This is a genomic window from Glycomyces sp. MUSA5-2, assembly GCF_037034145.1.
Classification (GTDB): Bacteria; Actinomycetota; Actinomycetes; order Mycobacteriales; family Micromonosporaceae; genus Glycomyces; species Glycomyces artemisiae.
The window spans coordinates 99,868-114,411 of sequence record NZ_JBAGKG010000014.1; the positions used below are offsets into that span (position 1 = coordinate 99,868).

General features: G+C 70.7%; 12 protein-coding genes. 5 read left to right on the forward strand and 7 right to left on the reverse strand.

The annotated features are described in order from the left end of the window. Positions 1-8 precede the first annotated feature (8 nt). From WA640_RS27480 to WA640_RS27490, 3 genes are read right to left on the reverse strand one after another with little or no spacing between them, the layout of a single operon-like run. Positions 9-1,706 carry a DUF885 domain-containing protein gene (locus tag WA640_RS27480; RefSeq protein ID WP_335992050.1) on the reverse strand — a complete coding sequence of 566 codons (1,698 nt, stop codon included), beginning with the start codon at positions 1,704-1,706 and terminating at the stop codon, positions 9-11. Next, positions 1,703-2,638: a prephenate dehydrogenase gene (locus WA640_RS27485; RefSeq protein ID WP_335992052.1), complete on the reverse strand. Its 936-nt coding sequence runs from the start codon at positions 2,636-2,638 to the stop codon at positions 1,703-1,705. The genes WA640_RS27480 and WA640_RS27485 overlap by 4 nt, the downstream gene beginning before the upstream one ends. After that, positions 2,638-2,976 (reverse strand): GroES family chaperonin, encoded by a 339-nt coding sequence (locus WA640_RS27490; RefSeq protein ID WP_335992053.1) that lies wholly within the window; start codon positions 2,974-2,976, stop codon positions 2,638-2,640. Before WA640_RS27490 ends, WA640_RS27485 begins: the two co-directional genes overlap by 1 nt. 151 nt (positions 2,977-3,127) lie before the next feature. Here WA640_RS27490 and WA640_RS27495 point away from each other — a divergent pair, with 151 nt between their 5' ends. The 5 genes from WA640_RS27495 to WA640_RS27515 all read left to right on the forward strand — a co-directional run bounded on the left by WA640_RS27495 (position 3,128) and on the right by WA640_RS27515 (position 9,208). Beyond that, positions 3,128-4,486 carry an AI-2E family transporter gene (locus tag WA640_RS27495; protein ID WP_335992054.1) on the forward strand — a complete coding sequence of 453 codons (1,359 nt, stop codon included), beginning with the start codon at positions 3,128-3,130 and terminating at the stop codon, positions 4,484-4,486. Beyond that, positions 4,483-6,432 carry an ATP-dependent DNA helicase gene (locus WA640_RS27500; RefSeq protein ID WP_335992056.1) on the forward strand — a complete coding sequence of 650 codons (1,950 nt, stop codon included), beginning with the start codon at positions 4,483-4,485 and terminating at the stop codon, positions 6,430-6,432. The genes WA640_RS27495 and WA640_RS27500 overlap by 4 nt, the downstream gene beginning before the upstream one ends. Before the next feature lie 192 nt (positions 6,433-6,624). After that, positions 6,625-7,254 carry a DUF47 domain-containing protein gene (locus WA640_RS27505; RefSeq protein WP_106363076.1) on the forward strand — a complete coding sequence of 210 codons (630 nt, stop codon included), beginning with the start codon at positions 6,625-6,627 and terminating at the stop codon, positions 7,252-7,254. A gap of 2 nt (positions 7,255-7,256) precedes the next feature. Beyond that, on the forward strand, positions 7,257-8,282 hold the full coding sequence (locus WA640_RS27510) for an inorganic phosphate transporter (protein WP_106363077.1): 1,026 nt from the start codon (positions 7,257-7,259) through the stop codon (positions 8,280-8,282). A gap of 95 nt (positions 8,283-8,377) precedes the next feature. Then, a complete protein-coding gene (locus tag WA640_RS27515) occupies positions 8,378-9,208 on the forward strand; it encodes a hypothetical protein (RefSeq protein WP_335992057.1) in 831 nt (276 codons plus the stop codon). Here the strand turns inward: WA640_RS27515 and mshD are convergent. From mshD to WA640_RS27535, 4 genes are all read right to left on the reverse strand, one after another. Beyond that, the gene (gene mshD / locus WA640_RS27520; protein ID WP_335992058.1) at positions 9,145-10,029 is read right to left on the reverse strand and encodes a mycothiol synthase; all 885 of its coding nucleotides are present in this window, start codon (positions 10,027-10,029) and stop codon (positions 9,145-9,147) included. The genes WA640_RS27515 and mshD overlap by 64 nt on opposite strands. Before the next feature lie 777 nt (positions 10,030-10,806). Beyond that, positions 10,807-11,589, reverse strand: coding sequence for a hypothetical protein (locus WA640_RS27525; protein WP_335992059.1), 783 nt, complete (start codon positions 11,587-11,589; stop codon positions 10,807-10,809). A 427-nt stretch (positions 11,590-12,016) separates the two neighbouring features. Beyond that, complete coding sequence (locus tag WA640_RS27530; protein ID WP_335992060.1) at positions 12,017-13,072, reverse strand: hypothetical protein; 1,056 nt, start codon at positions 13,070-13,072, stop codon at positions 12,017-12,019. Positions 13,073-13,271: 199 nt separating this feature from the next. Continuing rightward, a partial coding sequence (locus tag WA640_RS27535) for a hypothetical protein (protein WP_335992061.1) occupies positions 13,272-14,544 on the reverse strand: 1,273 nt, incomplete at its 5' end.

Consider the following 14,544-nt stretch of genomic DNA (forward strand, 5'->3'; position numbering starts at 1 on the left):
ACGGGTGCCTAGAGGCGCGCCAGGGACTCGCGGAACGGGTCGAGGCCCATCGAGCCGAGGTTGAGGGCGTCGGTGTGGAACTGCTTGAGCGAGAAGTCGGCGCCCTTGCGGGCCTTGTAGTCCTCGCGGGCCTGCATCCAGAGGCGCTCGCCGACCTTGTAGGACGGGGCCTGGCCGGCCCAGCCGAGGTAGCGGTTGCGCTCGAAGGACAGCATGTCGTCCTCGATGGTGCGGGTGTGCGCCTTCATGAACTCGAACATCTTCTCGCCGTCCCACTCCTCGCCCGGACGCCAGCCGAACGGGTTGTCCTCGGGGATGGTGAACTCGCAGTGGAGGCCGATGTCGACGATGACGCGGGCGGCGCGGAACGACTGCGCGTCGAGCATGCCCAGGCGCCCGGCCGGGTCGTCGTCGTAGTACCCGAGCTCGTCCATGAGCCGCTCGGAGTACAGGGCCCAGCCCTCGCCGTGGCCCGAGCACCACATCATCTGGCGCTGGAACCGGTTGAGCAGCTCCGTGCGGGCCATCGTCTGCCCCACCTGGAGGTGGTGGCCGGGCACGCCCTCGTGGTACACCGTGGACTTCTCGCGCCACTTGCCGAACAGCTTCTGGCCCTCCGGCACCGACCACCACATCGCGCCCGGACGCGTGAAGTCCTCGCTCGGGCCGGTGTAGTAGATCGCCCCGTCCTCGGTCGGCGCGATCTTGCAGTCGATCGTGCGGATCTGCTCGGGGATGTCGAAGTGCTTGTCGGCGAGGTCGGCGATCGTGGAGTCGGCGAGTTCCTGCATCCAGTCGCGGAACAGGTTCTTGTCGGTGAAGTTCTCGTCGGCGTCCTGGTCGAGGAACGCCACGACCTCCTCGATCGACGCGCCCGGCTTGATCCGCTCGCACGTGGCGCGCATGTCCGCCTCGATGCGGGCCAGCTCCTGCCAGCCCCACGCGTACGTCTCCTCCAGGTCGATCGCCGCGCCGATGAAGTAGCGCGACGCCCGCGAGTAGCGGTCGCGCCCGACCGCGTCCTTCTCCGGCGCCTGCGGGGCCAGCTCCTCGCGCAGGAAGCGCGCGAAGTTGTGGGTCGCCGCGCGGGCCCAGGCCGCGCTGTTGCCCAGGGCGATCTTCAGCGGCCCGGAGGTGATCGGCTCGCCGTCGATCGTCACCGAGCTGATCAGGTTCGCCCAGAAGTCGGTGCCGGGCCCCTTGGAGCCGTTCCAGTTGTCGCAGTGGGTGGCGACCTCCAGGACCTGCCGCTTGGCCGCGACCCGGCCCGCGGCGGCCTCGGCGCGCAGCGTCTCGGTGTACTGCTTGAACGCCTCGGTGACGGCGGCCAGGCGGGCCGCGATGTTCTCGGCCGCGACCTTCCCGTCCTTCGGCATCAGGTCGAAGATCTGGCGCACGTTGTGGACGCTCGACGACAGGACGTTCAGCTCCAGGTAGGCGTCCCCGGCCTCGTACCGCTCCAGGCTCAGCCGCAGCCGCTCCAGGATGGCCTCCTTGGCGACGCGCTCGCGCTCGTCGACCGGCTCCGCGGCCTCCAGCGCCGCGATCGTGCGCCGCTCCAGGTCGGCGAAGGCGGCGAACCCGGCGGGTGAGAGGTCATCGAGCTCGTGATCGTGGCCCGGGACGCCCATCGCGGTGGCGTTCATCGGGCTGAGGGCGATGGCGTCCTCGACGTACTGATCGGCAATCTGATCGATTTTTCTCATGAAGTGGACTGTACGCGAGGTCGCCGCCCGATCGCGACCTCACTTTCCACGGCCTCGACCCAGCCGCCCGCGGCCCCCAGCTCCAGCAGCGCCTCGCGCGTCAGGGGCACGCGCTCGGCCTCCCCGGGCTCGGGCGGCCACGCCGCGCGCTTCGCCCGCGCCCGGTCGAACCACGCGGCGATCCGCTCGGGGTCCTGTCGGTACTCGGCGAGGTGCTGGTGCGCGGTCCCGAGCTCCTCGCCGAGGTCGTCGAGCGCGAGCTCCAGCATCCCGCGGTTGCCCTCGACCATCCCTGCGAACAGCGCGGTCGGGCTGGCCGCGACGCGCGTCCCGTCGCGGAACGACCCGGCCGCGAGCGTGCGCGACAGCGGGTCGTCGGCGACGAGGACCAGCGCGGCCGCGACGAGGTGCTCCAGGTGCGAGATGCGGGCGGCCGCGGCGTCGTGGTCGTCGGCGCGGGCCGGGACGACGCGGGCGCCGATCGAGGTCCACAGGCGCGCGAGCAGCAGCCAGTCGTCCAGGTTCGTCTCGGCTTCGAGGCACAGGACCCACACGCGGCCGCGGAACAGGCCCGGCTCGGCGCTGGCGAAGCCCGCGGTCTCCTTGCCCGCCATGGGGTGTCCGCCGACGAAGCGCGGCTGGGCGGCGAAGGCGCGGGCGGCATCGGCCTTGACGGAGGCGGTGTCGGTGACGAGGCCGCGGAAGCCCGCGAGGGTCTCGGCGACGGCGGCGAGGTGCTTGACGGGGGCGGCGACGACCGCGACGTCGGCGTCGAGGAGGCCGGCCGGGTCGGCGGTGACGGGGAAGTGCGCGGCGGCGGCTTCGCGGACCGCGGGGTCGGGGTCGTGGCCGACGACGTCGTGCCCGGCGTCGGCGAGCGCGAGGGCGGCCGACCCGCCGATGAGGCCGAGGCCGGTGACCGCGACGCGCATCAGAGGTAGAGCCCGGTGCCGTCGTTGTCGACGCGTTTGGCGGCGACGGCGTGGATGTCGCGCTCGCGCAGGAGGATGTAGGTGCGGCCCTGGATCTCGACCTCGGCCTTGTCCTCGGGGTCGAACAGGACGCGGTCGCCGTTCTCGACGGAGCGCACGAGCGGCCCGACGCCGACGGCCGCGGCCCAGTGCAGGCGGCGGCCCATCTGGGCGGTCGCGGGGATGACGATCCCGGCGGCCGAGCGGCGCTCCGAATCGGCGTCCTCGCGCACGAGCAGGCGGTCGTGGAGGAGCCGCACGGGCAGGCCGGTCGTCGAGTCCAACGGTGTTTCGGTCACAGCGCCCGAGCCTACCGCGGGCCCCGGGTGGTGGCGCCTGCAAGACCGGTCTCGGTGGTGCTGGCTGGATGGGGATGGTCGCACCGAACCGGTACGGTACGTGGTGACGTTGCACCCGCCTCCTTTCGGAGGAACCGTCCTTGGAGACACCGTGAGCCGATTCCGCCGCACCACCGCCCGGGCCAGACAGCTGTGGATCGGCATGCGCCTCAACCCGGTCGCCGAGCGCGCCGTCGCAGGGCGCGCCGACGAGGAGCCGGACGTCGGCGGGGGCGGGGCGGACCTGCCGCCAGTGGAGCCCGCGGCCGCGGTCGGGGAGGACCCGGAGCGCCGGTACGTCCCCACGGGACTGGTCGTCGGCGCCGCGTGGTCGTGGCGGCTGCTCGTCATCGGGGCGCTGCTCGCCGTGGTCCTGTACCTGCTCAGCCAGGTCACCACGGTCGTCATCCCCGTCGTCATCTCGTTCCTGCTGGCCGCGATGCTCCAGCCGCCCGCGGCGTGGCTGATCCGCCACGGCTGGAACAAGTCCCTCGCCTCGATCCTCATGCTCGTCGCCGGGCTCGCGGTCGTCTCCTCGGTGATCGCGTTCGTGATCCAGCAGTTCATCGCGGGCGTGCCCGACTTCTACGACTCGATCGTCAAGGGCCTGCGCGACGCCCAGGCCTGGCTCGAATCCGGCCCGTGGGGCCTCGACGGCGCGCAAGTCGCCGAAGTCCTCGCCGACGTCCAGGACAACATCACCAACTGGTACAGCGAGAACCAGCAGACGATCGTCCAGACCGGACTCGACGTCGCGGGCTCGACGGCCTCGGGCCTCGGGAACTTCGTCACCGGCCTGTTCCTGGTCCTGTTCACCACCTACTTCTTCATCCGCGACGGCCGCCGCATCTGGACCTTCCTCACCGGCTGGCTCCCGCGCCCCGCCACCGAGTCGCTCCGCTACGCGGGCGGCGCGGGCTGGTCGACGCTCGTGCAGTACATGCGCACCGTCGTGGTCGTCGCCGCGGTCGACGCGATCTTCATCGGCCTGGGCCTGCGGCTCCTCGACATCCCGCTGTGGCTGCCGCTGACGACGCTCGTGTTCCTCGGCGCGTTCATCCCGATCATCGGCGCCACCGTCTCGGGCGCGGTCGCCGTCGTCGTCGCGCTCGTGGGCACCGAGAACGGACTCGTCAACGCGCTCATCGTCCTCGGTATCGTCCTGGCCGTGCAGCAGCTCGAATCGAACCTGCTCCAGCCGTTCCTGATGAGCCGCGCCGTGAAGCTCCACCCGCTCGCGATCGTCCTCGCGGTCACCGCGGGCGGCTTCGTGTGGGGCATCGTCGGCGCGCTCGTCGCCGTGCCGCTCCTCGCGATCGTCAACGGCACCGTCAGGGCGCTCAACCGCTTCCGCGACGCGCGCCGCGAAGCCCAGGCCCGCGGCCTGGACGAAGGCGAGGCGACCGTCGAGGCCGCCCACGCCGACGGCGACCCGATCGACGCCGGCGAGCGGGCGGCCCGGGAAGGATGAGCGCCGACGCCGAAGCCCTGAAGATCCTCGACGCCGCCGTCGCGGCCACCCCCGGCGGCGCGTCCCGCGACGGCCAGCGCGAGATGTGCGCGGCCGTCGCCACCGCGGTCGACTCCGGGAAGCACCTGCTCGTGCAGGCGGGCACCGGGACGGGGAAGTCCCTCGCGTACCTGTGCGCGGCGCTCGCCACGGGCAAGACCGTGGTCGTGTCGACCGCGACGCTCGCGCTCCAGCACCAGCTGGTGGCCGTGGACCTGCCGCGCCTGGTGGAGGCCGTGGCGCCGGTCCTGGGCCGCAAGCCCTCGTTCGCGCTCCTCAAGGGGCGCCACAACTACCTCTGCAAGCGCAAGATCGCGGGCGACGAGGAAGAGGACGAGGGGATGCTCGAAGGGACCGAGCAGCTCAAGTGGGCCGGGCAGCAGGCGTCGTTCGCGAAGCAGGTGCAGCGCCTGTACGACTGGGCGAACGACACCGACACCGGGGACCGCGACGACCTCGACCCGGGCGTGAGCGACCGGGCGTGGAAGCAGGGGTCGACCACGTCGAGCGAGTGCCCGGGCGCGAAGGACTGCGCGCAGGGCCCCGACTGCTTCGCGGAGCTCGCGCGGGCCCGCGCGCACGAGGCGGACATCGTCGTCACGAACCACGCGCTGCTGTCGATCGACATGATGAACGAGCGGTCGGTGCTGCCCGAGCACCAGGTGCTCATCGTCGACGAGGCGCACGAACTCGTCGACCGGGTCACGAACGCGGCGCGCGCGGAGCTGCATCCGGCGCGGCTGCGGTGGCTCGCGCAGCGGGGCCGGCGCCTCATCGACACCGATGTGGCCGACCAGATCCGGGAGGCCGCCGACTCGCTGGAGAACGCGCTGAACATGGCGGGGGAGCAGCGGTTCTCCGGGGAGCTGCCCGCGCCGCTCACGGAGGCGCTCAACCTCGTCAACGCCTCGTGCGTCAAGGCCACGACCCACCTGTCCGCGCTGGACGCGGAGACGAAGAAGCAGCTGAGCGCCCAGCAGCTCAAGGCCGGCCTGGTGGAGGCGGTGGAGACTGCGGGCCGGTGCATCGGCCCGGCCGGGGACGACGTGATCTGGGCGGAGCCGAACGGCCCCACGCTGGTCGCCGCGCCGCTGTCGGTCGGGGGCCTCTTGTCGGCGATGCTGTACGAGGACCGGACGGTGATCGCGGCGTCGGCGACGCTGACGCTCGGCGGGAAATTCGACACGGTCGCGCGGAACATCGGCCTGCCCGCGGACGGGCACGGCTGGACGTCGCTCGACGTCGGCTCGCCGTTCGACTACGCGAAGCAGGGCATCCTGTACGTGGCGGCGGCGCTGCCGCGCCCGACCGCGTCGGGCCTGTCGGACGACGCGGGCAAGGAGCTGCTGCGCCTGGTGGAGGCCAGCCGCGGCGCGACCCTGGGCCTGTTCTCGTCCAAGCGGGCCGCGGAGGCCGCGGCGGAGCTGCTGCGCGCCAAGACCGACTACTCGATCCTGCTCCAGGGGGAGGAGACCCTCGGGTCGCTCGTGAAGCGGTTCAAGGAGGAGGACTCGACGTGCCTGCTCGGGGTCATGTCGCTGTGGCAGGGCGTGGACGTGCCGGGCATGACGTGCCGCCTGGTCGTGGTGGACCGCATCCCGTTCCCGCGGCCGACGGAGCCGCTGACGGCGGCGAGGTCGGAGGCCGCGGACGCGGCGGGCCGCTCGGGCTTCGCGGAGGTGTCGGTGCCCGCGGCGGCGATCCGGCTCGCGCAGGGGGCCGGGCGGCTGATCCGGCGGACCACGGACCGCGGGGTGGTGGCGATCCTCGACTCGCGGCTCCAGACGAACCGCTCGTACGGGAAGTTCATGCGGGACTCGCTGCCGCCGTTCTGGTACACGACGAAGTCGGATTCGGTGGCGGGGGCGCTGAACCGCCTCGCGGACGCCGCCGCGACCGAAGGTTAACAATCCATGAACTTCACTCGAACATTTGCATAACCCCAGCTTAGAGCGGTTTCGTGGAGTCTCACACAGGGAACTTCGCAAGCTTGTGTCACGTTCACCTGGATGTTAACTTCGGCGTGACGATTTCCAGCCGTCCCCTTGCCTTCTCGGTACAGTGAGGACAGTCAAAGCGACCGAAAGCAGGGGTGCCCGGTGCGGTTCTCGCTGAAGCCTCAGGACGACGCGTTCTACGCCTTCTTCAACGACGCCGCGGACAACATCCGCCGCGGCGTGGGGATCCTTTCGGAGCTGGGCGACGACGCGCCCGACTTCCAGAAGATCTCCGAGCGCCTCGTCGACGTCGAGCACGACAACGACCAGCTGACGCACCGCCTGTTCAACAAGGTGAACTCCACGTTCGTCACCCCGATGGACCGCACCGACATGTACCACCTGGCCGGGAAGCTCGACGACATCCTCGACCACATCGAGGCCGCCGCGAACCTGGTCTACCTGTACGGCCTCTCCGACCTCCCGGCCCTGCCGCGCGAGATGATCGAGCAGATCACCGTCCTCGCCCAGCAGGCCGACCTGCTCGTGGAGTACATGCCGAAGCTCAAGGGCCTCAACTCCTCCATGCAGGACTTCTGGGTCGAGTGCAACCGCCTGGAGAACGACGGCGACCGCGCCTACCGGATGCTCCTGGTCCGCCTCTACTCCGGCGAGTACGAGGCCCTGACGGTCATGAAGCTCAAAGAGGTCGGCGACGAGCTCGAAGCCGCGTGCGACTCGTTCGAGTCGGTCTCCAACGTGGTCGAGTCCGTCTACGTCAAGGAATCCTGACCGTGGACACAGTGACCATCGCGGTATTCCTCTGCATCGCCGCGGCGCTCCTCTTCGGCTACACGAACGGCTTCCACGACTCGGCGAACGCCATCGCCACCTCGATCTCGACCCGGGCGCTGCGGCCCCGGGTCGCACTCGGCATGGCCGCGATCGGCAACTTCATCGGCGCGCACCTCGGCGCGAAGGTCGCCAAGACCGTCGCCGAGGGCCTCGTGGTCCTGCCCACCGGCATCGAAGGGCTCCTCATCGTGATGGCCGGCCTCCTCGGCGCCATCGCGTGGAACTTCACCACCTGGTACTTCGGGCTGCCGACGTCCTCGTCGCACTCGCTGTTCGGCGGCATCGTCGGCGCGACCATGGCCGGCGGCCTCATCATCACCGGCAACGCGAACGACTGGGTGCTGTGGCACGGCATCGTCGACAAGATCGTGCTGCCCACGATCATCTCGCCCGTCGTCGGCTTCGTCCTCGGCTTCCTGGTCATGATCGCCGTCTACTGGCTGTTCCGGCGCGGGCGCCCCGACAAGCTCAACCGCGGCTTCCGCCACGCGCAGACCGTCTCCGCGGCCGCGATGGCCCTCGGCCACGGCATGCAGGACGCCGCGAAGATCATCGGCGTCATCGTCCTCGCCCTCTACGTCGGCGGCATGCAGGACAACGCCGAGCACATCCCCCAGTGGGTCTACTGGGTCGCCGCCGCCGTCATGGCCGCGGGCACCTACGCGGGCGGCTGGCGGATCATCAAGACCCTCGGGCGCCGCATCATCGACCTCGGCCCGCCCCAGGGCTTCGCGGCCGAGACCGTGGCCTCCGCGGTCCTGTACGCGAACACGTGGCTGCTCGGCGCCCCGATCTCCACCACCCACACGATCACCTCCGCGATCATGGGCGTCGGCTCGACCGGCGGCAGGCGCGCGGTCCGGTGGGGCGTCGCCCGCTCCATCGTCATCGCCTGGATCATCACGTTCCCGATCGCCGCGCTGGTGGGCGCGCTCTTCTACCTGCCCATCCAGTTCCTCGGCTAGCGCTCGCGCGACGCGGCCCGGTCCCTCGGACCGGGCCGCGTCCGTTTCTCCCGTTGCGCACCGGCGCCGCCCGCGATTGCACTAGCGTGAAGTGCATGTCCGTACAGCGCTTCGGGAAGTGGGACTTCAGGGCGGTCGACTCCGCGTCGGCCGCCCGGGCGCTCGCCCGACTCAAGGAGCAGGGCGCCCCCGCCGAACCCGAGCGCGCCGCCGTCGTCGTCCTCCTGCGCGAGGCCCCGCTGCGCGTGTTCCTGCTGCGGCACGCCGCGAAGGAGCCGTTCGGGCTCCCCGCGATCGGCCGCGCCGACCTGCCCGGGGCCACCGCCCGCGAGCGCTGGGCGCACCTGGATGTGGACGCCTCCTTCGAGCGCTCCGGCACGGGCCCGCGCGGGTCCCTCTACGGGTTCCCCGGCGGGCGCCACAAGCCCGACGACCCCGACGTCGCCATGACCGGCGTGCGGGCCGTCGAGGAGGAGACCGGCGCGATGGTCGCCCTCCAGCGGGCCTGGGCCCGGTGGGTCACCCCCGAGTACGAGCCCGTCCGCTTCGACACGTGGATCTACGTCGCGACCCTCGCCGAGGGCTTCCAACCGCGCATCCGCGTGCGCGAACCCGAGTACGCCACCTGGATCGGCCCCGAGCAGGCCGTCTGCCAGTACGGCGGCCAGATGTCCATGCCCGAGGCCACGGTCCTCGCCGAGCTCTCCCGCTACTCCACCGTCGGCGAGGTCTTCGCCGCCGCCGAGCAGCGCGAGATGGCGCCGATCCTGCCGCGCGTCAGCCTCCGCGAGGGCGAGGCCCGCCTGGTCCTGCCCGGCGAAGAGGACTACCCCGCCGGGGCGCTCACCCGCGCGTTAACGCGTCAGCGGAGCGCCTTCGACCACTGCACGTCCGTGCGCACGACCTCGAAGCCCTGCTTGCGGTAGAGGCCCACGGCCCGCGTGTTCGACTCGTCCGCGTACAGGTCCACCTGCCGGATGCCGTGCGCCGCAAGGTGGGCGAGCCCCGCGAGCGTGAGCGTCCGGCCCAGGCCCGTCCCCTGCGCGCGCGGGTCGACGCCCAGCACGTACACCTCGCCGACGCCGCCCTCCACTTTGGTCCAGTGGAACCCGAGCATCCCCTCGTCGTCCTCGGCGACCAGCAGGCCGTCCGGGTCGAACCAGGACTCCTTCTCGCGCGCACGCAGATCCGCCGCAGTCCAGCGGCCCTGCTCGGGGTGGTCGGCGAACGCCGCCGCGTTCACCCGCAGCCACTCGGCCTCGTCCTGACCGGTCCTGAACGGCCGCAGGCGGACGCCGTCCGCGAGCGACGCCGCCGGGGCGTCGCCGACCGGCCAGTTCCTCCCCGCGCCCGCGGGCCAGCCTGCGGGCCACGGGAACCCTTCGAGGCTCCGCGAGAACTGGAACAGCACCCGCGAGCGATCGAAGCCCCGGGACGCCGCGAACCCCCGCGAGGACGCCAGGTCGCCGTGGCCCCAGATGCGGAGCTCGGTCGCGGACGGGCCGATCCAGTCCAGGACCGAGTCCAGCAGCCGGCCCCCGACGCCCTTGCGCCGATGGGCCGGATCGACCGCCAGCTCCGCTTCGGCGACGTCTCCGACGACCTGCGCGCCCGCGTACGCGACCACCGAATCATTCAGGGGCACAACGAAATGCCTGCGGTGCTTGTCGGGGTTCATCGACATGGCGAGGGTGGTCTGCTCGTTGAAGGGGGCGATGCCGTCGGCCTCCTCGCAGCGGCGCGCCATGGTAACGATTCTGTGAATATCCCGACCCGGAAGTGAAGCATGTTGCGCCATGGGGTTACTCTATTCCTGGACTCAGCACCGTGCCGGGGTGCTGAGTCCTTTTTCATGCCCTCGGCGCGGGGGCGGGGCGGTGTGGCGGAGAAGGTGGGATTCGAACCCACGGTGGGTTGTGACACCCACGGCGGTTTTCAAGACCGGTCAACGAACCACGGTTGACCTGGGGCGCAAGCATTTCCCAAGGTAAATTCTTACATCACTCTTACTTAGGAGTCGGGATCAGGGGGGCTTGGCGTGCAGAACGCCTCGGGTACCTTCGCGCAAGACTCCTATGGAGTCTCAGACATTGGCTCTAGGGTCCATGCGTGGATCGGCCATGGTGTGTCCGTCCACCAGAGTTTGGACTCGCCGCCGAGTGCGGCGAGGCACTCGCCGAGCGTGCCGAACCATAGATCCTCGAAGCGTGCTCCTGGGTCGGGGCGTCCCTGGCGGCCCCAGACTCGGACGAACACGCGGCCGTCCTCCCATGCCCACCCGAGCACGAGCCCATAAGCCAAAGGCTCCAGGGTGCCGCCCACGGCGGAGACGCGGAAGCGCCGCGAATGCGGTGGATATTCGATCATATGTTCCCCTGAGTTCGCCTCTGTATCAAGTCGCGGATCAGGGCTTTTGCGTGGTGGACGGTGTCCGTGTCGCAGAGATCCGTTCGCGCCGTCGCCCTCGCCGAGGAGGACCTGGAGGTCGCCTGCGGGGCGACGGCGTCGCACAGTCCGCGGGTCTCTAGTAGTCGTAGTCGCCGTCGTAGTCGTAATCGTCGCGATAGTCATCGCTGTAGTCGTCGTAGTCGTCGTAGTCGTCGTAAACGTCGGTGTAGTCGTCTGTGTAGTTGTTGTAGTCGTATTGGTCGTCCGTGTAGTCGTCGTCGCCGTTGCCGTAGTCGCCGTAGTCATCGCCGTAGTCGTAGTCGTAACCGCCGTCGCCGTCGCCGTCGCCGTCGTAGTCGCCGTCGTAGTCGACGTCCCAGTCGTCCCGGTTGTAGTTGTAGCCGTCGTCATCGTCGTCATCGGCGTTGGTGCCGCGGGACTTGGTCATTTCGAGTTTGAGGTCGAAGGAGCCGAGGCGGTCGCGGCGGGTGTCGACGTCGCCCGGGCGAATGTCGGTGTGGCCGTTGGCGAGTTGCTCGTCCCTGTCGAGCACGGTGGGGTCGTAGTCGTACAGGTGGGCACCGAAGCCCATCGCCTGACCTGACCCGAGCTCGACCGTGAACGACTCGTCGGGCACGAAGGTGGCGTAATCGGTGTTACCGGCGCATGCCTTGACGTAGTCGCTGTCGGAGGCTTCCCAGAAGGTGTGCCAGGTCCCCGAGGCGTCGCGGTAGGTCAGTTTTCCGTAGATCTCCAGGCAGCGGTCGCTATCGTCGCCGAAGTCGTCGATGTGCATCTCGATGCGGTGAACGAGGTACGACTGCGACGCCTCGGTCGACGGGGCGGCCTGGGCCGGCGCGGCGGCGAGTACTGCGGCCGCAGCGACTATTGAAGCGGACGCGAGAATTGATTTCATCATATTATGCTCCTATCGTGATGCTCGGTACCAAATGGTTCCATGCATCGGAGGAGCAACGGGGGACCGACACCAGATCCATACGAGACGCCCCAGGTCCGGGCGCGGACGCTCGGCTGCCCCACCCGCTACGTCGAGGACACCCCAAGAGAACAGATCAATACTTTCCAGCGGTCGGGCGCAGAAGTCTCGTCGACTACGTCGAGAACAGCAAGAAGTAAGCCCAGGGGAACACGTGTACGAGAATAGACCCGATCGGTTGGCCTGATGGACAGCTCGCCCCTCTGATAGCGAAAGTGCCCCTGACCTGCGGAAACGCAACCCGCTGAGAGCGATTCTGAGGGCCTTGCAGCGCGTGTCCCTACCTGGGATAGGGGCGGTTTCGCGACAGTGGCTCTCAGCGGGCCGGTTTTCGAGTGTTTGGGCTGGTCTAGCAGTAGGACGCGCCGATGTCGCATGCCTGCGGGGTGTAGACCGGTGCCCCGTCGTCGCCGGGGGCGGCAATGCCGTTGGCGTGGACGTCGGCGGTGATGGTTCGCGTCTCTCCGGCGGCCGTCTCGTACTCCGCGACCGCGGTGCCCGGCGTAACCGTGGTGACCTCTAGTCCCCCGGCGTAGTCGGGCGCGACCTCGACGGCGGGGTAGGTCTCGACGCTCCAGGGCGTGTCCGCGGGCATGATCGTCATCCAGCCCGTGTCCTCGCGCCACCCGCACGATGCGTCCGGGTACCCGCCCGCCGCGGCGCACGCATCGATATGCGCGACCACGGCCGCGGTGACGGCGTCCTCGGCGTCGGGGCGGATGTCGGCCGACAGGACCGCGGCAACATCCTCGCCGAGCGGCACCGCGACCGTGGTCTGCGCGTCGCTCCAGAGGCCGTCCCCGGCCGCGGTGGCGGTGTAGCCCCCCGGCAGCACCAGGAGGCCGGGAGCGTCGTCCTCGTCGTCCCACTGCGCGGCCTCGGCGGTCTGGTCGACGCTCGCGGCGGCGAGCTGCACGGCACCCTCGCGCGTCGCCGACGCTCGGACCGTCGTCTCCAGGGGTGCGGGGTTGAGGCTCCAGGGCCGCGCCCACCCGGTGCCCTCGCGCGTCGCGTCCAGGTCCACCGTGTACGCCTGCCCCCCAAGGGAGTACGCGAGTGTCACGGTGGCGTGGTCCATGTCCGGGCGGCGCGTGTAGTCCTCGACCCAGCGCACCGAGGTCCCGTCTCCGGTGCCCTCCCACTGCCCGGCGGTGTCGTACTCGACGCCGACGACCTCGACGCCGGTCGGGGCCTCGTAGCCGGTATCGAGGGCTCCGGCGGCGAGCATCGGGTGGTCTGCGGCCTCGACGCCGAGAATCGCCGCGACCGCGGGCCCGTCACCCGCCTCCAGGGCTTCGGCTAGCTCTCGGGCGGGTTGCTCGGGTGAGTACCGCTGTCCCTGCACGAGGTACAGGCCGCCGACCGCGGCGAGCACGAGCACCGCCCCGGCGGCGACGGGGACCACGACTCGACGCGGCAACCGCCGCCGCGCCCCTGGGGCTCGGTGCGGGATACCCGCCCGCGATGCGGGTTCCACGGGCGCAACGGGATCGGGCGCGGCGATGGCGGCACCGCAGGAGGCACAGAACCGCGCTCCGGCGCGCGCGCCGTCGTGACGGCACACCTCGGCGGCGTCCTCGGCGGTGTCGGTGTCGGGGGTGTGGTCAGTCGGCATCGGCGGGGGCCTCCTGGCGTCGGAGCTGGGGAAGGTCGGTCATCGGGAGTCGGGGCCGGCCCCTTCGTGGTCCGTCCTCGGCGAGGTCGTCGGCGAGGTCGCGTCGGGGGACTCCGGCACGCTCCAGGGCATCGATCCGGGCCTCAGCGGGCGGCGTGACATCGAACGCCCGCCGCCACGTCACCACACCCGGGGCCTCGGGTACAGGCCCGGCGGCGAGCACGTCGGCGAGCACACCGCCCCAGCCGCACGCCGCCGCGGTCGCGTCGGCCCGCATCGTGGCCCGCTTCCACCAACCGGCTTGGATCGAGACCATGACGTGCTGCACGGTGACGATGAACGGCCACAACAGCAAATACACGACCAGCGTCGCGGGCCGCGCCCTGGTGTTGGTCGACGGCGCGAGGAGCCTCGACGCGACCTCGTAGACCACGGTCAGCGGGAGCGCCACGCCCCGGACCCAGAGCTGTGTCACGGGGTGCCCGTCGCGCCAGTGGATCAGCTCCCGCCCCACGCGCGCAGTAAGCCGCGCAGTATCGCCGACGCACTCGGTGAGCAGGGCCCGGCTCACTACCAGGTGGCGTGTATGGGCGACGGCCTCGGCGGGCCCCTCGTCGGCGATGAGCAGGTGCGGCACCGACGCGACACCGAGCAGCCGGGCGGCCTCGGCGACAGCGGGGGCGAGCATGTCGGCCTCGCGCGCACTCGGGACCCGCGCCCCACCGAGCCGGGTCAGTCGCCACCGCTCCGCGGCGACCATGACCAGCGTGAACGCGACGCCGAGGGTGAGCGCCGCGGCGAGGTTCCCGAGCATCATGGACACCGGCCACGTCGGATCGGACTCATACAGCAGCTGGTACGGCCCCGACAGACCCAGCCACGCCAGCGTCAGTCCCCCGTAGGCCGCGCCGATGAGCATCCCCAGCATCATGCCCACCTGCCACGCGATATCCGGGATGAGCTGGTCGACGGGGACCGGGAGCGGGATCACCAGGTCAAACGCGAACCACACGCGGTCCTTCACGCCTTCGCCGAGCGGCGTCGCCGAGAACGCACCGAGAATCCCGCCCGTCACGGCACCGACCGCGCCGAGCAGCACCGCCATCGGCAGACCGCCCCACGCACACACGAGCGCCGCCACGATCCCGACCGGGTGCGCCGTGATCGCCGACCACACCCACCGCCCCACCGAGCCCACCGCCGGACGACCCGCCCACCGCGCGACCAGCCGCGGTACCACCTCGCCAGTGAGCGAGGCCCGA